This window comes from Paraburkholderia silvatlantica (genome assembly GCF_003096715.1).
In the GTDB taxonomy this organism is placed as follows: Bacteria; Pseudomonadota; Gammaproteobacteria; order Burkholderiales; family Burkholderiaceae; genus Paraburkholderia; species Paraburkholderia silvatlantica.
This window is the reverse complement of sequence record NZ_QEOL01000029.1, coordinates 90,374-110,887: the sequence shown is the minus strand read 5'-3', so window position 1 is coordinate 110,887 and position 20,514 is coordinate 90,374. Positions and strand designations below refer to the sequence as shown.

Annotated in this window: 18 protein-coding genes; 4 read left to right on the top strand and 14 right to left on the bottom strand. The window is 62.8% G+C overall.

The window, feature by feature from the left end; genetic code table 11:
- Positions 1-110: 110 nt before the first annotated feature.
- Entirely contained in the window at positions 111-1,445 is a 1,335-nt protein-coding gene (locus C7411_RS30920) for a sigma-54 interaction domain-containing protein (RefSeq protein ID WP_220025060.1), read from the bottom strand.
- A 306-nt stretch (positions 1,446-1,751) separates the two neighbouring features.
- Between C7411_RS30920 and C7411_RS30915 the strand changes: the two genes are divergently transcribed.
- The 3 genes from C7411_RS30915 to C7411_RS30905 are packed head-to-tail and all read left to right on the top strand — an operon-like array spanning position 1,752 to position 5,163.
- Positions 1,752-2,633: an MBL fold metallo-hydrolase gene (locus C7411_RS30915; protein WP_110387766.1), complete on the top strand. Its 882-nt coding sequence runs from the start codon at positions 1,752-1,754 to the stop codon at positions 2,631-2,633.
- 37 nt (positions 2,634-2,670) lie between these two features.
- Complete coding sequence (locus tag C7411_RS30910; protein WP_110387765.1) at positions 2,671-4,326, top strand: bifunctional protein tyrosine phosphatase family protein/NAD(P)/FAD-dependent oxidoreductase; 1,656 nt, start codon at positions 2,671-2,673, stop codon at positions 4,324-4,326.
- A 33-nt stretch (positions 4,327-4,359) separates the two neighbouring features.
- Positions 4,360-5,163 (top strand): sulfite exporter TauE/SafE family protein, encoded by an 804-nt coding sequence (locus C7411_RS30905; protein ID WP_110387764.1) that lies wholly within the window; start codon positions 4,360-4,362, stop codon positions 5,161-5,163.
- A gap of 71 nt (positions 5,164-5,234) precedes the next feature.
- Here C7411_RS30905 and C7411_RS30900 read toward each other — a convergent pair whose 3' ends face one another.
- The 9 genes from C7411_RS30900 to C7411_RS30860 all read right to left on the bottom strand — a co-directional run bounded on the left by C7411_RS30900 (position 5,235) and on the right by C7411_RS30860 (position 12,471).
- Positions 5,235-5,666: a YeeE/YedE family protein gene (locus tag C7411_RS30900; RefSeq protein WP_110387763.1), complete on the bottom strand. Its 432-nt coding sequence runs from the start codon at positions 5,664-5,666 to the stop codon at positions 5,235-5,237.
- A 1-nt stretch (position 5,667) separates the two neighbouring features.
- Positions 5,668-6,102 carry a YeeE/YedE family protein gene (locus tag C7411_RS30895; RefSeq protein ID WP_110387762.1) on the bottom strand — a complete coding sequence of 145 codons (435 nt, stop codon included), beginning with the start codon at positions 6,100-6,102 and terminating at the stop codon, positions 5,668-5,670.
- Complete coding sequence (locus C7411_RS30890) at positions 6,096-6,434, bottom strand: ArsR/SmtB family transcription factor (RefSeq protein ID WP_110387761.1); 339 nt, start codon at positions 6,432-6,434, stop codon at positions 6,096-6,098. Before C7411_RS30890 ends, C7411_RS30895 begins: the two co-directional genes overlap by 7 nt.
- Before the next feature lie 314 nt (positions 6,435-6,748).
- Positions 6,749-7,699, bottom strand: a complete 951-nt coding sequence (locus C7411_RS30885) for a universal stress protein (RefSeq protein ID WP_110387760.1) — start codon at positions 7,697-7,699, stop codon at positions 6,749-6,751.
- 150 nt (positions 7,700-7,849) lie between these two features.
- A complete protein-coding gene (locus tag C7411_RS30880; protein WP_110387784.1) occupies positions 7,850-8,728 on the bottom strand; it encodes a hypothetical protein in 879 nt (292 codons plus the stop codon).
- A 98-nt stretch (positions 8,729-8,826) separates the two neighbouring features.
- Positions 8,827-9,564: a BON domain-containing protein gene (locus tag C7411_RS30875; RefSeq protein ID WP_110387783.1), complete on the bottom strand. Its 738-nt coding sequence runs from the start codon at positions 9,562-9,564 to the stop codon at positions 8,827-8,829.
- 147 nt (positions 9,565-9,711) lie between these two features.
- Positions 9,712-11,211 (bottom strand): type I glutamate--ammonia ligase, encoded by a 1,500-nt coding sequence (glnA, locus tag C7411_RS30870; protein WP_110387759.1) that lies wholly within the window; start codon positions 11,209-11,211, stop codon positions 9,712-9,714.
- Positions 11,212-11,230: 19 nt separating this feature from the next.
- Positions 11,231-11,434, bottom strand: a complete 204-nt coding sequence (locus tag C7411_RS30865) for a hypothetical protein (protein WP_110387758.1) — start codon at positions 11,432-11,434, stop codon at positions 11,231-11,233.
- Positions 11,435-11,496: 62 nt separating this feature from the next.
- Positions 11,497-12,471: a cysteine synthase A gene (locus C7411_RS30860; protein WP_110387757.1), complete on the bottom strand. Its 975-nt coding sequence runs from the start codon at positions 12,469-12,471 to the stop codon at positions 11,497-11,499.
- A gap of 296 nt (positions 12,472-12,767) precedes the next feature.
- Here C7411_RS30860 and C7411_RS30855 point away from each other — a divergent pair, with 296 nt between their 5' ends.
- Entirely contained in the window at positions 12,768-13,715 is a 948-nt protein-coding gene (locus tag C7411_RS30855) for a pseudouridine-5'-phosphate glycosidase (RefSeq protein ID WP_110387756.1), read from the top strand.
- Positions 13,716-13,836: 121 nt separating this feature from the next.
- Here the strand turns inward: C7411_RS30855 and C7411_RS37680 are convergent, their stop codons facing one another.
- From C7411_RS37680 to C7411_RS30835, 4 genes are all read right to left on the bottom strand, one after another.
- On the bottom strand, positions 13,837-14,268 hold the full coding sequence (locus C7411_RS37680; protein ID WP_258365449.1) for a helix-turn-helix transcriptional regulator: 432 nt from the start codon (positions 14,266-14,268) through the stop codon (positions 13,837-13,839).
- Positions 14,269-14,283: 15 nt separating this feature from the next.
- Positions 14,284-16,080 carry an allophanate hydrolase gene (gene atzF, locus C7411_RS30845; RefSeq protein WP_110387755.1) on the bottom strand — a complete coding sequence of 599 codons (1,797 nt, stop codon included), beginning with the start codon at positions 16,078-16,080 and terminating at the stop codon, positions 14,284-14,286.
- Positions 16,081-16,098: 18 nt separating this feature from the next.
- Positions 16,099-19,698 carry an urea carboxylase gene (gene uca / locus C7411_RS30840; RefSeq protein ID WP_110387754.1) on the bottom strand — a complete coding sequence of 1,200 codons (3,600 nt, stop codon included), beginning with the start codon at positions 19,696-19,698 and terminating at the stop codon, positions 16,099-16,101.
- A 171-nt stretch (positions 19,699-19,869) separates the two neighbouring features.
- The gene (locus tag C7411_RS30835; RefSeq protein WP_110387753.1) at positions 19,870-20,511 is read right to left on the bottom strand and encodes an urea amidolyase associated protein UAAP2; all 642 of its coding nucleotides are present in this window, start codon (positions 20,509-20,511) and stop codon (positions 19,870-19,872) included.
- Between the last annotated feature and the right edge of the window lie 3 nt (positions 20,512-20,514).

Here is a 20,514-nt window from a genome sequence, read left to right as displayed (position 1 = left end):
ACCCGATAGTTGCGGGCGGCGCGCCTGGAATTGACGTCTGGACTCGAGTTCGACCGGGCTGGGGTCTGCAGACGCGTGCCGCGTACGCGGCCTTTGTGGCCAACCAGGCGTCAGACTTTGCCAGCGTCCGTGAGCGCCTTGAGCCGGCGGTACAGCGTGCGCTCGCTCATCCCCAGCCGGGCCGCGAGTTCACTGCGCTTGCCGCCCGATTCCACGGCAGCGCGCGCCAATTCCGCGTCCGACACCTTGCGAGGCAGAACGAAAGCCGTCGCGGGCAACGCTTCGGGCGACGCCATGGTTTCGCGCCTCAGCGACTCCGGCAAATGGCCGGGCCGAATGACACCGTCGTCGGCGAGGAGGCTTGCCCGCTCGAGCACGTTGCGCAGTTCGCGGATGTTGCCCGGCCATGAATACGCACGCAGCAGTGCAAGTGCGTCCGGCGATATCAGGGCTTTGCGAGGCGAACCGTGTCCCGCCGAGGCAATGCGCGCCAGAATGGAGTCGGCCAGAAGCGCAATATCTTCCACGCGCTCACGCACCGCGGGCAAATGAATGGGGAAAGCACTGATCCGGAAGTAGAGGTCGGCGCGAAACTGGCCCGCCGGGATCATCTGCTCGAGCGGCTTGTGTGTGGCGGCGACGAGCCGGAAATCGGCACGCTGGATCTCGGTGCCGCCGACGCGCCTGAAGGTGCCGGTTTCGATGAGACGCAACAGCTTCACCTGGATCGATAGAGGAACATCGCCAATCTCATCGAGAAACAGCGTACCGCCCTGGGCGGTTTCAACCAGCCCAGGCTTTCGACTGGTGGCGCCCGTGAACGCCCCCTTCTCGAACCCGAACAATTCGCTTTCGAAGAGCGTTTCGGTAATGCCCGAGCAGTCGACGACAACGAACGGCCGTTGCGCCCGGTCGCTCGCTTCGTGAAGCGCATGGGCGAACAGTTCCTTGCCCGTACCGGACTCGCCGAGCAGCAGTACCGGCAACGTCGACGGCGCGACGCGCTGCAGGGCGGAGATCGCCTCGTTGAACGCCGGCGCGCGACCGACCAGGCCTTCCGCGCTGGGTCGTGCCGATGCGCCCCGAACTGTCGCCAGTCGCTCGACGTACGCGATGATCTCGCCGCGGGTATCGATAATCGGCCGCAACTCGACGTCCACGTGTTCCGGGCCGCGCGGTGTGTGATGAATATGCAGCACGCGGTCCGCGCCGCGACTCTCGGTCGCACGCTTCATTGGGCAGTGCTCGCCTGCCTGATCGCAGGGCACGTCGTAATGGTGAGAAACCTGATAGCACCGGCGGCCGACGTGCGCCTGCCCCTCCCCCCCAAATTGCCGCTGATATGCCCGGTTAGCGGCCAGGATCTGGTATTGCGGATCGAGCACGATAGCGGGCAGCGGGTCGTACTCCAGGTACGACACCAGCGCACCGACATCCGGCGCCATGTCCGGCAACGGCGAACCCGTCGGTGTCAGGTCAGGCAAAGTCATGATCGTCGGTCCCGGCTCTTGCAGCCGATATTTCCAGACTGCCAATTATGCCACTGACTGCCATTTGGCAGTCCCGCTGTCATTCGCATCGCACACATGTGCACGAGACGCCCGCCCCCCGCCGCTCGCCAGGCACCGAAAAACGAATGTAGATCATGGATTTAACAATCGACAGCGCCGCGGCTAGCAAGGCTGGCACGATTATTGGGTTGTCTTTCCTCGCCAGGACCGAGCGTCCGTCATTTGCGAGGAATCACCACAATGCCTGCCTGCAGATTTTCCGTCGAAGGGTTCTTCGATCCCGCCACATGGACCGTGAGCTACCTGCTGCTGGATATCGGAACACGACGCTGCGCGCTGATCGACTCCGTGCTTGACTACGACCCGAAATCGGGTCGCACGGGCACTGTCACGCCAGACCGGCTCGCGAGCCGCGTCGAATCGCTGGGCGCACGAGTGGACTGGCTGCTTGAAACCCATGTCCACGCCGATCACCTTTCCGCTGCGCCGTATCTGAAGGAAAGGCTCGGAGGCAAGGTCGCCATCGGAGGCGAGGTCACGCGGGTACAGGGCGTGTTCGGCAAGCTGTTCAATGCGGGTCCGGACTTGCGCACCGACGGCTCGCAGTTCGATCGCCTTTTTGCCGATGGCGACGCGTTTCACGTGGGCGATCTGGAGGTCCGCGTGATGCATACGCCAGGCCATACGCCGGCATGCGTGACCTATGTGGTCAGCGACGGCACCCAGCAGGCGGCCTTCGTCGGCGACACGCTATTCATGCCCGACTACGGAACCGCCCGCTGCGACTTTCCCGGTGGCGACGCGGCGACGCTCTACCGGTCGATCCGCCGGGTCCTCAGCCTGCCGCCCGAGACGCGCCTGTACATGTGCCACGACTATCAGCCAGGCGGTCGCGCCGTGAAATTCGAAAGCACCGTGGCGCAAGAACGCGAAGCCAACGTCCACGTGCACGACGGCATCGACGAGGCGTCGTTCGTCGCCATGCGCACGGCCCGCGACGCCACGCTCGACATGCCCGCTCTCATCCTGCCGTCGGTGCAGGTCAACATGCGTGCCGGCCGCCTGCCAGAGCCGGAGAGCAATGGCGTTTCATACATCAAGATCCCGATCAACGTTCTTTGAGTGATCGCAGTAGTAAATGAAAATGCAAGAGGCAAGCATGGAACTCAAAAAGCTCACGAATACGTTCTCCGTTTCCCCTCAGATCCGCGTGCCCGATCTCGCCGCACTGCGCGAGATGGGCTTTCGGGCAATCATCTGCAACCGTCCCGACGGCGAAGGTGCAGATCAACCCACGTTCACCGAAATCGAGCGGGCCGCGCGGGAACTCGATATCGAAGCGCATTACCTTCCGGTGGAATCGGGCAAGGTAAGCGATCAGGATGCCGAACGGTTTCGCGGCTATCTGGACACCCTGCCGCGTCCCCTGCTCGCCTACTGCCGCAGCGGAATGCGCTCAGCGACTCTCTGGGCGCTCGCCAGCACGCCGGCCATGTCGCTCGTCGAGATCCTTGCGGCAGGCAAACGCGCCGGGGTCGACCTGAGCGGGCTCACGCGCCGCATCGGCTCGCCGCACCAATCCGCGGAGGAACAACACGACGTCGTGATCGTCGGCGCCGGAGCGGCTGGCGTCGCCACCGCTTCGAGCCTGCTTGCCCGCGCTCCCGGTCTTGACATTGCCATCATCGATCCCGCCGACGTGCACTACTACCAGCCCGGCTGGACGATGGTCGGCGCCGGCGTATTCCGTCCCGAAACGACAGCGCGCCCGATGGGCAGCGTCCTGCCGCGCAACGTGCGCTGGATCAAGGCGGCGGTGGCAGCGTTCGAGCCCACCGATAACGCCGTGATCCTGGAAGGCTGCCGCGTCGTGAAATACCGGCAGCTCGTTGTCTGCCCCGGCCTGAAGCTGGACTGGAACGCCATCGAAGGACTGCCGCAGACACTGGGCCGCAATGGCGTGACCTCCAACTATCGCTACGACCTTGCGCCCTACACCTGGCAACTGGTGCAGCAGCTCAAGGGAGGGCGCGCGCTGTTCACGCAACCGCCCATGCCGATCAAATGCGCGGGCGCACCACAGAAGGCCATGTATCTCTCGTCCGATCACTGGCGCCGCGCCGGCAGGCTCAACCAGATCAACGTCGAGTTTTACAACGCCGGCGCGGCGCTCTTCGGTGTCGCCGACTATGTGCCCGCACTCATGAAGTACGTGGAGTCCTACGGCATCGATCTCAACTTCGGCTTCAACCTGACGGCCGTGAACGGCGAAGCGCGGCGAGCGACCTTCGCGCGAGCACTCCCGGGCGGCGGCAGCGAAACATTCGAGACCGGTTTCGACCTGCTCCACGTCGTGCCGCCGCAGAAGGCGCCCGATTTCATCCGTGTCAGCCCGCTGGCCGATGCCGGCGGCTGGGTCGACGTCGATCAGGCTAGCTTGCGCCACAAGGCCTACGAAAACGTCTTCGGGCTGGGCGACGCGACCAGTACGCCGAACGCGAAAACCGCCGCCGCGGCGCGCAAGCAGGCGCCGGTCGTCGCGCACAACGTGCTGGCTGCCCTGGGTGTAACGCGCGGAGCGGCGACCTATGACGGTTACGGTTCCTGCCCGCTCACGGTCGAGCGCGGGAAGATCGTGCTCGCCGAGTTTCTTTACGGCGGCAAGGTCGCACCGACCTTCCCCTCATGGATCATCGACGGGAAGAAGCCGTCCGGTCTTGCCTGGCTGCTCAAGGAGCGCATCCTGCCGCCGCTTTACTGGCGAGGCATGCTCAAGGGACGGGAGTGGTTCGTGCAACCCCAGGTGACTGACTGATATTCGTGCACTTGCCGTTCCACGAGGTGATCGATGCTGGTCTCGCTTTTTCTCGGCGCCGTAGTCGGCGCCATTCTTGGACTCACGGGCGCCGGTGGCGGCATCCTCGCCGTACCCGCGCTCGTGTTTGGAATGGGATGGCCCATGCAGCAGGCGACGCCAGTCGCGCTTGTCGCCGTCGCGGGCAGCGCGGCAGTGGGCGCGCTCGAGGCGTTCCGCAAACGCCTGGTCCGCTATCGTGCCGCCCTGCTGATGGCCGCGCTCGGGGTTCCCGCCACGGCAGCGGGGGCGCATCTCGCACGCGCCCTGCCTCAGAGGCTGCTGCTGGGCTTGTTCGCCTGTGTCATGCTTTTCGTTGCCTTCCGGCTCCTTCATCAAACGCTCAGGCGCAAGGCACCGGCACAACAGGCGTCGCCGCTTTGCGTCGCTCATATCAATCCGGCGACGGGCCGGTTCGACTGGTCGTGGCCCACTGCAATGGCACTGGCGGCGACCGGGTCGCTTACCGGCCTGATGACGGGGCTGCTCGGCGTGGGCGGTGGATTCATCATCGTGCCGTTGATGCGCAAGCTGACCGATGTATCGATGCACGGCATCGTGGCAACGTCGTTGATGGTGATTGCACTGGTTGGCAGTGGCGGTGTGCTGGCGACGGCGATGCACGGTACGGCATTTCCGTTCGACGTCGTCTTGTGGTTCAGCACCGCTACCGCCGCGGGGATGCTAGGTGGACGCCTCGTATCGCATCGCCTGGCCGCTCATCATGTCCAGGCCGGGTTTGCGGCCATCCTCGTATGTGTGGCCCTCGGCATGCTCGCCAAGGCCGTCATCGCGTGAGCCGGGGGCACCTTTTTGCATGCATGCGGCACCCGCCGTGACCCGCCGCGGCCCGTTGCCGTGGACGTTGCTTACGCCCGCTGCATGCCCGATTTCGTCCGTTCGACGAGTTCGAAGACGACCATGCCCGCCACCATGGCTGCCACAAATCCAATGGCCTTCGGATAGCCCGCACCCAGCGCGACCAGCGCGGGCCCCGGGCAAAACCCCGCCAGGCCCCAGCCGATACCAAAGGCGGCGCTGCCGAGGACAAGCCTTGGCGTAATCGTCGCGCTTGCCGGAAGCTGCATGGGCAAGCCCAGTAGCGAGCGCGGGCGGCGTCTCGCGACGAAGAATGCGAGCGAGGCCACGACGATGGCGCCCACCATCACGAACGCGAGGGACGGGTCCCAACTGCCGGCGATATCGAGGAAACCGAGCACCTTGGCCGGGTTGCTCATGCCGGAAACCATCAGTCCAACGCCGAAAACCAGCCCCGAAAGCAGTGCGGTGAGGATCGCCATGTCAGCCTCCAATCAGGTGGCGTTGAACAAAAACAGTCATGAATCCCGCCGCCATGAAGGTCAGCGTGGCAACGAGCGAACGCAGCGACCCGCGTGAGAGGCCACACACGCCGTGGCCACTCGTACAGCCGCTGGCGTAGCGAGTGCCGATCCCCACCAGAAAGCCTGCAACCAGGACGACACCCCAGTTCGCCTCAATATCCGCAATTGCGGGCCTGCCGAGCAGGCCTGCAATGACAGGGGCGATGACGAGGCCTGCGACGAAGGCAATGCGCCAGCCGCTGTCATTGCGCGGCAGGCTCAACAGGCCACCGAAGATGCCGCTGATACCGGCGATGCGACCGTTGAACAGCACGAGTCCTGCGGCCGCGAGGCCGATGATGAGTCCGCCGGTCAATGAGAGACCTGGCGTGAAATGCGTGAAGTCAATCAACATGATTCGTCCCCGGAAGGATTCGCGCAGAACTGCTGATAAAGGACCGCCATGACGGCGAGCGCTTGCGGACTCGCCACCGAATAAAAGATGTTCTTGCCCTCGCGACGCGTTGCCACCAGGCCGTTTTCACGGAGCAGCCCCAACTGCTGGGACAGGGTCGGCTGCCGGATGGCAAGCTCGTCCTCGAGTTCTCCCACAGACAGCCCCCCCTGGGAGAGGCGGCACATCAGCAGCAGGCGGTCGGGATTGGCGAGCACCTTGAGCAGTGCGCACGCGTTTGCCGCGGCGGCCTGCATGGTCGCCAGGTCGATGATGGGGTGGCTTGGGTCCATTGCGCACTCACTCAATTCACACATAGATAATATATCTATAAATAGATTATCAGTAAATAGAGTGATTGCTCCGGCGAGCTGCCTCCTGCTATCTGCTCGATGTCACCAGGTCAGGAACCGACTGGGCCTGCGTCGTTGCGGTCGGAATGTCCTACGGGCCGCCGCCACTTCAGTTTTCGCTTTTCGAGGAGCCGTTTCCAGTCGAGCTTCATGAGCACGTACGCGAGTCCGAGCAACATGAGATTGATCAGCAACACGATGACGACATGGGCGCAGGAATTGGGCTCGGGTATGCACGTCTGCCCCCTGACGGGCTAACTACCGGCCGGTGGCACGAGCAAAAGCGGAACCGACGTCAATCGCAGCGTCCGTTCAGCGACGCTGCCAAGCAGCCAACGCGTAAGACCGCGCCGCCCGTGTGTTCCGAGGACGACAAGCTGCGCCTTCCAGTGCCGCGCTTCGCGGTCAATCGCATGCGGCACGTCGTCATACGTGCCACCAGTCCTGATCAGCGCCGTCTCCACTGCCCGTTCATTTTGCTGTTCGTACGCGGCAAGTTCGTCGCCTGCCGCCTTGAGGGCGACCTGGCCGATCTTCATCAGCGAGTCTTCGTACTGTTGCTCGAAAGGCCCAGTCCCAGGTGCAAGCAGCCGATCAACGACGTAAATGACGCGCCAGTCCGAGCACGACGCCGCGAGCCTGGCACCCGCACGCAAAGCGTTCAGGGACGCGTTGCTACCGTCGGTCGCGAACAGAATCCGCGAAGGAGGGCCGTCCAGCCCACCTTCATATTCGAACGGGACGATCAGGATCGGCGCGTGAAGCAGCCGCGTGAGCGGCGCGGATATCTCTCCCTCCACCCAGCGCAACAGGGCTCGATGATGACGCGCCCCGAGGACAACCAGATCGGGCGACCAATGCGATATCGCTTCGGCGAGCGCGTGGACAAGGTCACCCCCTACCCTGCAAAGGTCGATGATCTGTTCCTCGAGTTTCGCGCCGCAGCCATCCAGTCTGGATCGCGCAGTTTTTATCGCTGCCTCTGCATCAAGCCGCAGTTCGTCCCTTGCCGCCTGGAGCTGCGCCCCGGCCCAGGCCCCCAACGGCACCAGCGTGCGCGGGTTCTCGGCCACGGCCACCATGCGCACTGTGGCGCCCGGACACAGGAGACTGCGCAGGTAACTTAGCGCTGCCGACGCCGCGGGCGTGGAATCCACAGCGACGAGGATCCTCGCGAAGGGAAAGGGCGTGTCTCCAGCAGTCATGGCGGACCTCACGATCGATGTGGGAGATTCGTTTTCATGCTGCCGTGGAGCGGTCACGGGCATTTGATGCAAATCAACGCACTTCGCAGCGACGCCTGGCGCGGGAGTGATGGGGAACGTCAACGCCTCCTTTGATATCTGGTTTCCTGGTTATGGCTCCGTCTGCTGGCGCCGGTATTCCTGCTGTTTCATCTCCATATACTGCTGCCGATCGATTTCGTGAAGCTGCCGCGGATATTGCTCACTGGCGCTAAACCAGTTGCTCAGGCGTTGCTCTAGGCGCGTGTCGGGCTTGCCCGGCGGCTCGCCCAGCCAGGCATCGATGGCCAGGTAGTAGCGCATGGTGTTGCGCTCCACGAGACCGCGCATACCATCGACGTATTCCGGCTGCTCCGCGGACGCATCCGCGACGTTAGTGAAACCGACCTTTCCGCTGCCGAAAGTCGACAGATAGCCTTTGATTGCAAGACGCCCTATCGTGCCGTAACTGTATGCGTAGGTCAGATGCAGGAATGTATGCCCGCTATCGAGCGATGCCGCTTCGAGGGCGATCCGATAATTGCGGGTGTCAAGCGGGCCACTGTCCGCGTGGAGCGTTACGTGAAAATATCCTGGACCGGTGATCGGCGCGTCATACGCGAAACGCAAGCGATAAGTAGACCCAAGTTCTTCTGGGGCTTCCTTCTGGCTGATGTTCACGGTCAGGACGTTGCCGTTGTTACTGCCGGAAACATTGCAGTACTTGACGTTGGGATGCAAAAACAATACGTCGCACCAGTTAGTCGCGCCTTTTGACGGATCACCGAGAGCGGCGCTCACGGTTGCGAACGGGTGGTCCATTACAGCGTAGATTTCGCCCGTAACGGTGGATGGAGATTCCTGGGAATCGAGATACAACCGCCGATGAAACGAGTTATGGTCGAGCAGCAGTTTCATGCTCTGGTATGTGACCCGCAGGCGGGCGGCGTCGTCGGATTCCTGGGCTGACAGCCTCGCACACAGCAGGCAGGATGCCGCCAGACAGGTCAGCGTGCACAGCGTCCTGCGGACCCGGATGCTTGCTGCGCGAGAGCGATGATTTTCGCGATGTCGGTCACAAGATGCCGGGCATCGCAGACTGGATACGCTCACGCTCGCACCTCGATCCGGTTGACCACACCTCCTGTCGTGTCCAGACACCACGCGTCCATCTCTGCCTGGCGCCTCTCGGCTTCAGTCGCCACACAGCCGGCGAGCGTAATCCGGTTCCTCTCCACGTTGATCGTGATTTGTCCAGCGTGAACGCGCGGATCGGATTCGAGCACGAGAGCCATGGCCTCGTGAATCTCTTCGTCTCCATCCGCTTCGGCCGACACCAACTCCAGCAGATTCCCAACGTCCCGGCACCCGCCGACCCACCACGCGATCACACTGGCGAGCCGTCGATGCGACAGGCTCATCACCTGGCCCGTCAGCGTCACGACGCCACCTTCCACGGTTACCTCCACAACGCCCCCACCCTCCTCGCCGGCTTCGTCCATGGTGCCGCGCAGCATTTCGAGCTGGTCTTTCACGCGCGCACATACCACGCAGTTGCGGAACTCCATCGTCTGTAAAATCCTTTCGCAGACCCGCGTGCGCAACTCGCCGTCGCCAATCGGCGGCTCAGCGCTGACGCGCAACTCGTCAATGAGGGGTTCGCCGTCGCTGTAAGTCCGGGTCAACTGAATCAGCCGCTTCTTGGACGTAACGTCCGGCACTTCGCCTGCAACAGTCAAGGCAGCGCTATTGCGGCTGATATGGACGGGGGAATTGTGGAGCTTCAGGTGCGATTCGTGTTCGAACGCCGCCATTACCTGCTTGAGGATCGCATCAGTGCGTTGCATGATCTGCCTCGCGCAAAAGGGGATGAAGCAGCACCCCCACTGCCCCGCAGTCCAAAACGCGTCACGCGAGGCGGGCGCTGACCGGTTCATTATAGTTATTGCGTCCATCCTTCTTCGCATGCGGATCACACCTGTGTGCACGGATGATCAGACGTCGAAGTACAAATAGAACTCCCACGGATGCGGGCGCAGCCTGATCGCGTCGATCTCACGCTTGCGCTTGTACTCAAGCCACGTGTCGATGACATCTTCCGTGAAGACATCGCCTCGGCGCAGGAACTCGTTGTCTGCCTCGAGCGCATTCAGCGATTCATCGAGCGAACCCGGCACCTGACGGACGTCCTTCGCTTTCTCGGGCGGCAGGTCGTAAATATTGACATCGAGCGGATCGCCTGGGTCTGTCCTGTTTTCGATGCCGTCGAGCCCGGCCATCAGCATTGCCGAGAAGGCGAGGTACGCATTGGCCGACGGATCGGGACACCGAAACTCGACGCGCCGCGCGTTCGGCGAATCGGAGTACATCGGAATGCGCGCGGCCGCCGAGCGGTTGCGTTGTGACATTGCCAGATTCACCGGTGCTTCATATCCGGGCACGAGACGCTTGTAGGAGTTCGTGGTCGGCGCGCAGAACGCCATCAGCGCCGGCGCATGCTTGAGCAGGCCGCCAATATACCATCGACACATGGCGGACGTGAGCGCCCAGCCGTGCGCATCGTAGAACAGGTTATCGTCGTCCTTCCACAGGCTCTGGTGGCAGTGCATGCCGCTCGCATTGTCGGCGAAAAGCGGCTTCGGCATAAAGGTCGCCACCTTGCCGTGCCGGCGCGCGACGTTCTTGCAGATGTACTTGTAGATCATGACATTGTCGGCCATGCGCGTAAGGGTGGAAAACCGCATGTCGATTTCGTTCTGTCCCGCTGTCGCCACCTCGTGGTGATGCACTTCCACCTGCACACCGGCCTGCTGAAGCAACAACACGATCGTCGAGCGGATGTCCTGCAATGTGTCATGTGGCGGCGCCGGAAAATACCCTTCCTTGAAGCGAGGCTTGTAACCGAGGTTGCCCCCGCCATACGCTCCTTCGTCGCGACCCGAATTCCAGTCCCCTTCGGCGGATTCAACATAAAAGTAGCCGCAATGGGCATCCTGGCCAAAACGGATCGAGTCGAATATGAAGAACTCGAGCTCGGGCCCGAAGTAGCACGTTGTCGCAATTCCGGTCTGCTTCAAGTATGCTTCGGCCTTCTTCGCGATGTAGCGCGGATCGCGCGAGTACGGCTGATGCAGCACGGGATCGATCACGTCGCAGATCATCGAGAGGGTGGGCGTTTCGCTCGCGGGATCGATGAATGCAGTCGTGGGATCCGGCTTGAGAAGCATGTCGGATTCCTGAATTTCCTGAAATCCGCGAATCGATGAACCGTCGAAGCCGATACCGTTGGCAAAGAGGCCTTCGTGCACCTCGGGCAGGGTGATGGAAAAGTGCTGCCAAAGACCGGGCAGATCAGTGAATTTCAGGTCGACGATCTGAATCTTGTGTTCGCGCAGTAGTTCGATAACCTGCTGCGGGTTATCAGGACGCGCGACACGATAACTGCCAGCGTCGACGGATACGTCGAACGCCGATGCACCTCGTGGACCGGACATGAGAACTCTCCCTGTGCAGCTACTGGTCGTGTGCGAGCGCTTCGAGACGGGCGTAGCCCGCATCTTTCGCCGCGCGCTCCGTGGAGAAGGGTTCTTCGGCTACGAGCGAGCGCCGGACTTCGCGCGCATCGAAGTCGACAAGCGAGATAACCCACACCCAGCCGCCGATCTGTTCGGCCGTCTGCACGAATGCGCGCACGTTGCCTTTGTCCTTGGTGTTCATTTGACCTCCTTACAAGATAAACACAAGGGGGAACCCGGGTGACGTCAGACTTGACGGGCAGTCTACGCCGGGAACAGCCCCCTTTGTTTCAACCAGTCCAGATTGAATAGGCGGGATCGGTACAACTCGCCGCCGTCGCACAGCAGTGTGACGATCGTATGCCCCGGCCCCATCTCCCGGGCAAGCCTGACAGCAGCCGCGACGTTGATGCCTGTCGAACCGCCGACATAGAGCCCTTCTTCTCGCAGTAACCGGTAGACCATTGTGACGCATGACTGGTCATCGACCTGGTAAGCGTCATCGATCGGCGTGCCCTCGAGGTTCGCAGTAAGGCGGCTGGAGCCGATCCCTTCGGTAATCGAGTTGCCTTCTGCGTGAATCTCGCCCGTCTTCACGTAGCTGTACAAACCGCTGCCGTGCGGGTCGGCGAGAACGATCCACACATCGCGGTTCTTCTCCTTCAGGAAGCGGGCCACGCCGGCCAGGGTGCCGCCCGTGCCGGTGGCGCTGACGAACGCATCGACCGTGCCAGCGGTATCGCGCCAGATTTCAGGGCCGGTAGTCTCGTAGTGAGCCCTGCGATTGGCAAGGTTGTCGAACTGATTCGCCCAGATCGCGTCGTCCAGTTCCTGCGCAAGCCTTCCAGCGATCTTCTGGTAGTTGTTCGGGTCCTTGTATGGGGCGGCCGGTACTGGGTGGACTTCAGCACCCAGGACGCGCAACAGTTCCATTTTCGCGGGAGACTGCGTCTGCGGAATAACGATAACGCAGCGATAGCCGCGAGCCGCGCAAATATGGGCAAGGCCAATGCCGGTATTGCCCGCGGTTCCCTCCACCACCGTGCCGCCGGGCTTGAGTTCGCCACGCCGCTCGGCGTCCTGAATGATGGACAGCGCGGCCCGGTCCTTCACCGAACCACCCGGGTTCATGAATTCGGCCTTGCCGAGAATCTCGCAGCCGGTTTCGTCGCTGAGACGCGCGAGCCTGATAAGCGGCGTGCCGCCTACGCACCCGACAAAACCCGTCCGAACATGCATACCTCCCCCCGTAATCGCAAGGCTGGCAACAGCCCACTCTCACACTGAAAGGATAGGCAAAGATCCGACGCACTTCCCGAGGTTTGATCTGTAATCGGTGAAGGTGGCCACGAAATTGAAACGCAAACTCACCTGCAAGAAGCTTGCCAATAATTTACCCTCCGTGCTGCCCGGTCTCTGTCGATTCGAGGATCGGCACGAGCCGGCAAGCCTCGGCTCGATTCCCGTGAACAATGCGCCGAGAAACGCTCCCGTGCTGCATACTCAAAGTCCACGATATCCGAAGGCCCAAGGACATGGTTGCAGACCTCGCACACTCCTGGTTGACATTCAGCGCGTCTGTGGCCGCTGCAAAGGCCGCCGGCCGGCCGCTTGTCGCGCTGGAGTCGAGCATCATCGCTCACGGCATGCCCTATCCGGAAAACATTCGCACTGCGCGCGAAGTGGAGGCCCTGATCCGTATGGCGGGAGCCGAACCCGCGACGATCGCCCTGATCGGAGGGCGAATCCACATCGGGCTCGCTGACGAGGAGCTGGAGCTGCTTGGCCGCTCGGACCATGTCAGCAAGGTTAGCCGCCGCGATCTGCCGGCCGTGCTGGCCGGCGGCGGCCTCGGCGCCACAACGGTGGCTGGCACGATGATATGTGCCGCGCTGGCCGGCATTGAGGTCTTCGTCACTGGAGGCATTGGCGGCGTGCACCGGGGCGCGCAGGAAACCTTTGACATCTCGGCCGATCTGCAGGAATTGGCAAAGACCTCGGTGGCGGTGGTTTGTGCCGGTGCGAAATCCATCCTGGACATCGGGCTCACACTGGAATATCTGGAAACGCACGGCGTGCCGGTGCTCAGTTGCGAGCAGGACAATTTCGCTGCGTTCTACACGCGCGACAGCGGCTTTTGCGCGGACTTCCGGCTGGACGACGCAGCGGACCAGGCGCGCTTCATCCGCACCAAGTGGGGCCTGGGCCTCAAGGGCGGTGTCGTGTTGAGCGTACCGGTGCCGCAAGCGTCGGCGATGCCGTCCGCGGAGATCAACGCGCTGACTCAGCAGGCGCTTACCGAGGCCGCGGCACAAGGCATTACAGGCAAGGCCGTGACGCCCTTCCTCCTCGCCCGCATCAAGGCATTGACGGGTGGACGCAGTCTGGCGACGAACATCGCGCTCGTGAAACACAACGCCGAGGTCGGGGCACGACTCGCGTTGGCGTTGGCACACGCAGCACGCGAGACAGGCGCGACGTAGCGCCCGGAACACCCAGTCGGACAGCATCCGCATAACCAATGAGCAGCGGCCATATGGTGCGTTCGCTCGCGCGTCCGCGTTCGTCGCGGTAACGGATTCGAAGCTTGCGGCCCACGCGAATTCACTCGCGAACCTGCGCGATGTTCAACCTGTCGGCCAGCGACGATTGCGGCGGCGGCGCGCTGACTGTCGGCTCCGCGATGTAGGGTCTCAACGGGTCCGGCACCGCTGCCGTTATCTTGGCGAGCAGATCTTGAGCGGCTCTTGCCAGCGCCGGATCGCTTCGCTGGGCGATCCACTGTGCGCCGAGCACGGCGGCTTCCAACTCATCTGGCGTCAGCATGAGGGCAGGCATGTCGTAGTAACGGTCGAGCACGTAACCAATGCCTGCCTCACCGGAAATGGGCACGCGCTGGGCCATCAGATCGGCGATGTCGCGATAAACAGTCCGCACGGAGATCTCCAGCTCATCGGACAGAACGCGCGCGGTCACCGGACGCTTTGCGCGTCGCAGAATCTGCATGATCTGGAAGAGTCGATCTGCTCGCCGCATGACGGAGGGACGGCGCTAGCTGGCGAGCCACGCTCGCCATCCACCAGATTCGGATATATCGGTGCCCGACAGCACGCCATAGGGCTCGCACAAGAAGCCGGTCACCCAGGAGCCGTCCGACAATTCGACCTTCCCCAGCACCAGCGGAGACGGCACGGTGGCAATGAACGAGCCCAGCTCAGCGCTCGGCATTTCCCAGACTTCGACCGCAATCGTCGAGCCGTTCTCAGCAACTCGCCACAATCCCGGGCGTCGGGTGCCATCCGCAGAAGCGGGCAGCGCGGCCAGCCGATAATGGGCTGCCGTATGCGTTACCTGCATCCGCTGCGCGCCTCGCGAAACCAGGTCCTTGTTCAGCGGCAGCCCCTGCATGTGAGCACCGCACACCGCGACGCGAATCCGGTCGTTGGCCGCTACGCGCCGCGCGGCAGGCTCCGGGTGGCTGCCGCCGACACATGCGATGCCGCTCGCCGTCTGCAACACATCGGCAACACCCAGCAGATATTGGTCGGTGAACGCGCGGCCAAAGACAGTTACGCCCCATGGGAGTCCGTTCTTCATGAACGCTGCTGGCGCGGCGACAGCCGCATAATCCAGCAGATTCATGAAGTTCGTGTAGTAACCGAGCAATGAGTTCGGTCCAATGGGGTCCGCTTCCAGTTCGGCCAGCGTCACCGGGCGCGGATAAGTCGGCGTCAGCACGAAGTCCAATGAATCGACCACCGCGTCACAGGCTGCCTTCAACGCCTGCAGGCGATATTGCGCGCGAAACAGGTCGACCGCCGTCGCACCCGGCGCCTTGGCCAGCACGTCCCGAATGACGGGCAGCACAGCGTCTGGCGTCGCTGACATCAACGCGCCGGCCACGCTGTAACGCTCGGCAACCCACGGGCCCTGATAAAGGAGATTCGCGGCCTCGACAAAGGGTTCGAAATCAATCTCCACGGCCTCGCCGCCTGCTGCTTCCAGGCGCGCACGCACCCTTGCGAACAGTTCCGGACTTTCAGCGCATCCCGCGAATTCAAGGCGCGCCGGAACCCCGAAGCGGAACGACGCGGGCTTGCCGAACGCGCTTGCCGAGTTCCACTGAGGGTTTTTGCGGCTATATGCATCGCGAGCATCGGTTTGCGCGGTCAATGAGAGAAGCTCACTCGCCTCGCCAGCCGTGGCCGTGAAAAACGTCACGCAATCCAGCGTGCGGCAGGCCGGGACGACTCCCGCCGTCGACAGGATGCCCCGGGTCGGCTTGAGTCCGATGAGATTGTTCAGGCCGGCAGGCACGCGGCCCGACCCCGCCGTGTCGGTTCCGAGCGCGAAACTCGCCACGCCTAATGCAACGGCAAGCGACGAACCCGCGCTGGAACCACCCGACGGATAGTCAGGATGCACACTGTTGCGGCATTTGCCATATGGCGAACGCGTGCCGTTCAGACCCGTAGCAAACTGGTCCAGATTGGCCTTCCCAAGCGGGATCGCGCCAAGCGAAATCAGTTGACTGACGAGAGTCGCGGATTCCTTCGGCGTGTACGCAAAGTCGGGGCATGCAGCAGTCGTTTGGACTCCTGCAAGGTCGATGTTGTCCTTGATTGCGAACGGCACGCCATACAACGGCAGCCGCTCGAAGTCTTGCTTCTCGAGCCAGTCAAGGTACGGCGCGACTTCGCTTTCGGTCAGAAGATGAATGAAGAGGTTGAACTCCGGATTCAGCGCGCGCGCTTTTCCGAGCAGCTCAGCCACGAGCTGGCGCGGCGTGAGGCGTCCATCGCGATACGCGCTGCGGAGCGTGGAAAGTCGCAGATCGAATGTCGGCATGATTTTCTGTCCTTGTAGCTATTGGCGTTCAATGACGGCGACTCGCTGCCCTGCGCGCACCGGCGAGCCAGGGACCACGTAAATTTCACCGACGGTACCTGCACACGAGGCAAACACCGGGATTTCCATCTTCATCGACTCGATAATGAGCAGTACGTCGCCAGCGGCAACGATGTCTCCCGTCTTCACCTTCACCTGCCAGAGGCTGCCGGCGATTTCACAGTCCACGGCGACCTGCCCGTCGCTTAGGGGAGCCAGTTGGGCGTCCTCTGCGCCCGGCGCCTCGATTGCCTCTTCCGGGCTGCCCGCTTCGCGCCAACGCTCGCGCTCGGCCTCGAAGGCAGCTTTCTGGCGCGAACGGAACGTGCCGATGCTGGCAGCTTCGCTCTCAAGAAACGCTTGATAATCCGCCAGCGAGAGTTCGGACTCTTCAATCGTCAACGGATAACGCCCAAGCGGAAAATCGGCGCGGATGCGTAGCAGTTCGTCCGCCGATACTTCGTAGAAGCGAATCTGGTCGAAAAAGCGCAGCAAATAGTGCTGCCCGGCGAAATCCGCGACCTTGCGATAGCGATTCCACATCTGCAGCGTGCGGCCGACGAATTGATAGCCGCCGGGCCCTTCCATGCCGTACACGCAGAGATACGCGCCGCCGATGCCGACCGAGTTCTCCGCGGTCCACGTACGGGCCGGGTTGTATTTGGTCGTCACGAGGCGGTGACGCGGGTCGAGCGGCGTCGCAACGGGCGCCCCGAGGTAGACGTCACCGAGGCCCATCACGAGATAGCTCGCGTCGAAAACGATCTGTTTTACGGCCTCGATGGACTCGAGGTCGTTGATCCGGCGAATGAACTCCAGGTTGCTCGGGCACCAGGGCGCGTCTTTGCGCACCGTGGTCATGTATTTTTCAATCGCGAGCTGACACGCCGGATCATCCCAGGAGAGCGGAATGTGAACGACTCGCGACGGCACGCGCAGATCCTTTTTCAGCAAGACCTGCTCCCAAGCCTGGCTTACAACAGCCAGCAGTTGCGCGAGCGCCAGTTTCTCCGGTCGATAGTGAATCTGGAGAGAACGGATGCCAGGTGTCAGATCGATGACGCCGGGAACTGCCATGGCCTCGAGAGACTGCATGAGCGCGTGCCCGCGAAAGCGCGAGACGAGGTCCAGCTCGGCGGGTCCAATCTCGAGCAGCAGATGCGTGTCGCCGGACACGCGCGCAACAAGCCGCTCGCCGCCCGAACCCATGTCGAGCACGATCGGCGATGTCAGGGACGACCGTCTCCGAATCGGCGCGTTCGACTCGACCTCGAGACTTTCCAGTTCGCGGGCGCGCCGGCGTGCGGCCTCGCGCGCTTCTTCCACCTCCACCGGAACAAAGCGAACTTTGTCGCCGGCCTTCAGTTGCCCGATGTGCCAGAGATCGGCCTCGATGATGGTCACCGGGCAGACGAAACCGCCGAGGCTCGGCCCATCGGGTCCGAGAATCACCGGCATATCGCCGGTGAAGTCGATGGCGCCGACCGCATAGGGATTGTCGTGAATATTCGAGGGGTGCAGGCCGGCCTCGCCGCCGTCCTCGCGTGCCCATTCCGGCTTCGGCCCGATCAGTCGCACACCGGTACGGCTCGAGTTGAAGTGAACTTCCCAATCGGTGGCGAGGAAGCGTTCGATGTAGCGAGAGCTGAAGTATTCGGGCGCGCCATGCGGACCATAAATCACGCGGATGTTCCGGATGTCTTCGAGCTTCGGCACGGCATTCAGCGTCTTGCCAGCCTGTGAATTCTCGAGCGCATAGAGGTGAAGCACGTCGCCCGCGCGTATTGCGCGGCCGCCATGGCCGCCGAACTGACCGAGCGTGAAGGTGCTACGACTGCCGAGATACACGCCGACGTCCAGACCTCCGCGTACGCACAGATAAGCGCGCGCGCCGGCACCGCGAATGGCGCCGAGCGACAACGTCGCGCCTGCCGGGACAAAGAGGCTCGTATTCAACGGTTGCTCGACGTCGTCGAGCAATATCGGAATCTCTGCCCCCGTGATGGCGACGACCGCGTCCGTATTGAAACGCAGTGTCGGGCCGCTCATCGTGATTTCGAGCGCAGCGGCATCGGGGCCGTTGCCGAGCAGGCGGTTGCCCAGCCGCATGGCGCGGTCATCCGTCGGCCCCGAAGGCGGAATGCCGACCGCCCAGTATCCCAGACGGCCGGGGAAGTCCTGTACCGTCGTCTGCGTACCGCCGCTGACGACTTCGACCACGCTGGCATGGTACTTGAGGCCCGCAAGACACCGGGTCCATGGCTCGCCGGATGCAAACGGCTCGTCGTCCAGGATCTGGCGCAGATAGTCGCGGTTCGTTTCCACGCCGTAGATACGCGTGTTTTCGAGCGCGTCCTTGAGCGCGGTGCGCGCCTCGTCGCGAGTCGGGGACCAGGCGATCACCTTGGCGAGCATGGGGTCGAAGTACGGCGGCACTTCGCAGCCGGCTTCAATCCACGTGTCGATGCGTAGCGCGCGACCGTCGGCTTGCGGGAATGCAACGTCGGTCAACAGACCGGGGCTCGGCTTGAAGTCCCGGCCGGGGTCTTCTGCATAGAGCCGCGCCTGAATCGCATGGCCGCGCGGCGTCAGGTTCGCTGCGAGTTGCTGCAACGGCTCGAGCGTGCCCACTGCCAGTTCGATCATCCAGCGCACGAGGTCGACGCCCCACACCTGTTCGGTTACGCCGTGCTCCACCTGCAGGCGCGTGTTGACTTCGAGGAAGTAGAACTGTTGCGCTGCGCTGTCGTACACAAACTCGACAGTGCCGGCGGAACGATAGTCCACTGCCTTCGCAAGCTTCACGGCAGCCGCACAAAGTGCCTCGGAAACTCCATCCGGCAAGCACGGCGCGGGCGTTTCCTCGAGCACCTTCTGGTTGCGCCGCTGCACAGAGCAGTCGCGCACGCCGAGTGCGATGGCATCGCCCTTGCCGTCGCCGAAGACCTGCACTTCGAGATGTCGTGCCCGCTCGATGTACTTTTCGAGGAAAACGCCGGGGTCGCTGAAATTGTTTTCACCGAGTCGCTTCACGGCATCGAAATGCGCACTGAGTTCGGCTGCGTTCCAGCACACCCGCATGCCGATCCCGCCGCCGCCGGCCGTGCTCTTCAACATCACCGGATAGCCGATGCCTTCTGCCGCTTCCAGGCCCGCCATCAGGTCGCCGAGCAATCCGGTGCCCCTGAGCATCGGCACGCCTTCCTTCTGCGCGATTTCACGCGCCGTATGCTTCAGGCCAAAGGCACGCAGCTGCGCGGGCGTGGGCCCGATGAAGGCAATCCCCGCCGCTTCGCAAGCTTCGCCAAAGGCCGCGTTCTCGGAGAGGAATCCATACCCGGGGTGAATCGCCTGCACGGCCTCGCGGCGAGCGATCTCAAGGATTTTGCCCGTATCGAGATAGGTCGCCGCGGCGGGGCCATCGCCCAGGCAGTGCGCGATGGGCGCCTCGCTCACATGACGGCTCGCCCTATCCGCCTCCGCAAAAACGGAGACTCCGGTGACATCGAGTTCGCGCAGCGTTCTCAGAATCCGGCACGCAATGGCGCCACGATTGGCGATAAGAATCTTCTCGAACATGGGAGGAATCGTGAGTCAGGGCGGGCCGTCCCGCCGTGGGAGAAGCGGGCCGCGGTCGTCCACGGCCGTATTCGCGTCAGCAATCTGCCTGAGCCAGCGCTTCGCGCGTGAGCGTGAAATGACGTCCCGCGCGCACGAGCATGAGCAACGAGATCCAGCTGCGCAGACGCTTCAGTCCCATATCAGCAGCTCCGCTGGCGTCGGGTTGTAGGCGTTGCACGGATTGTTCAACTGGGGGCAGTTGGATATCAGCACGATGACGTCCATCTCGGCACGCAGTTCGACGTACTTTCCCGGTGCGGAAATGCCGTCTTCGAAAGTGAGCCCTCCTTCCGCCGTCACGGGCACGTTCATGAAGAAGTTGACGTTCGCGCCGATGTCCTGCTTCGAGAGGCGGCCGTCGTGTGCGCAAGCGCGCAGGAAGTTATCGCGGCAGCTGTGCATATAGCGCTTTTCCAGCGCATAGCGCACGGTATTGCTTTCCTGTGCGCAGGCGCCGCCGAGCGTATCGTGGCGTCCACAGGTATCGGCAACGACGGTCAGCATGGGATTGCCGAGATTCGAGTACAGCACCGAGCCGGCCGTCAGGTAGAGCCTCTTCTGTCGACGCAGCGTGCGTTGCGGGTCGAAGCGCTCGCGCGGGTCGGCGAGGCTGTAGAACAGCGTATCGACCGCCTGGTTGCCCTCCAGATCGACGATGCGCAGCGTCTGGCCCGCCTTCACTTCGTGAAGCCAGGGCTCACCCGCGGCAACTGTCTCGCGGTAGACCGCGCTCTCGGGCTGTTTGTCGCTGACGACAAGCGTGCTCATCATGAA

Excerpts from the sequence above, each read along its gene's own strand:
- atzF (WP_110387755.1), bottom strand. The coding sequence starts at position 16,080 with ATGCCGACATTCGATCTGCGACTTTCCACGCTCCGCAGCGCGTATCGC.
- C7411_RS37680 (WP_258365449.1), bottom strand. The coding sequence starts at position 14,268 with ATGCGGCGAGCAGATCGACTCTTCCAGATCATGCAGATTCTGCGACGC.
- C7411_RS30885 (WP_110387760.1), bottom strand. The coding sequence starts at position 7,699 with ATGACTGCTGGAGACACGCCCTTTCCCTTCGCGAGGATCCTCGTCGCT.
- glnA (WP_110387759.1), bottom strand. The coding sequence starts at position 11,211 with ATGTCCGGTCCACGAGGTGCATCGGCGTTCGACGTATCCGTCGACGCT.
- C7411_RS30905 (WP_110387764.1), top strand. The coding sequence starts at position 4,360 with ATGCTGGTCTCGCTTTTTCTCGGCGCCGTAGTCGGCGCCATTCTTGGA.
- C7411_RS30890 (WP_110387761.1), bottom strand. The coding sequence starts at position 6,434 with ATGGACCCAAGCCACCCCATCATCGACCTGGCGACCATGCAGGCCGCC.
- uca (WP_110387754.1), bottom strand. The coding sequence starts at position 19,698 with ATGTTCGAGAAGATTCTTATCGCCAATCGTGGCGCCATTGCGTGCCGG.
- C7411_RS30920 (WP_220025060.1), bottom strand. The coding sequence starts at position 1,445 with ATGGCGCCGGATGTCGGTGCGCTGGTGTCGTACCTGGAGTACGACCCG.
- C7411_RS30835 (WP_110387753.1), bottom strand. The coding sequence starts at position 20,511 with ATGATGAGCACGCTTGTCGTCAGCGACAAACAGCCCGAGAGCGCGGTC.
- C7411_RS30875 (WP_110387783.1), bottom strand. The coding sequence starts at position 9,564 with ATGCAACGCACTGATGCGATCCTCAAGCAGGTAATGGCGGCGTTCGAA.
- C7411_RS30855 (WP_110387756.1), top strand. The coding sequence starts at position 12,768 with ATGGTTGCAGACCTCGCACACTCCTGGTTGACATTCAGCGCGTCTGTG.
- C7411_RS30915 (WP_110387766.1), top strand. The coding sequence starts at position 1,752 with ATGCCTGCCTGCAGATTTTCCGTCGAAGGGTTCTTCGATCCCGCCACA.
- C7411_RS30910 (WP_110387765.1), top strand. The coding sequence starts at position 2,671 with ATGGAACTCAAAAAGCTCACGAATACGTTCTCCGTTTCCCCTCAGATC.
- C7411_RS30895 (WP_110387762.1), bottom strand. The coding sequence starts at position 6,102 with ATGTTGATTGACTTCACGCATTTCACGCCAGGTCTCTCATTGACCGGC.
- C7411_RS30860 (WP_110387757.1), bottom strand. The coding sequence starts at position 12,471 with ATGCATGTTCGGACGGGTTTTGTCGGGTGCGTAGGCGGCACGCCGCTT.
- C7411_RS30900 (WP_110387763.1), bottom strand. The coding sequence starts at position 5,666 with ATGGCGATCCTCACCGCACTGCTTTCGGGGCTGGTTTTCGGCGTTGGA.
- C7411_RS30865 (WP_110387758.1), bottom strand. The coding sequence starts at position 11,434 with ATGAACACCAAGGACAAAGGCAACGTGCGCGCATTCGTGCAGACGGCC.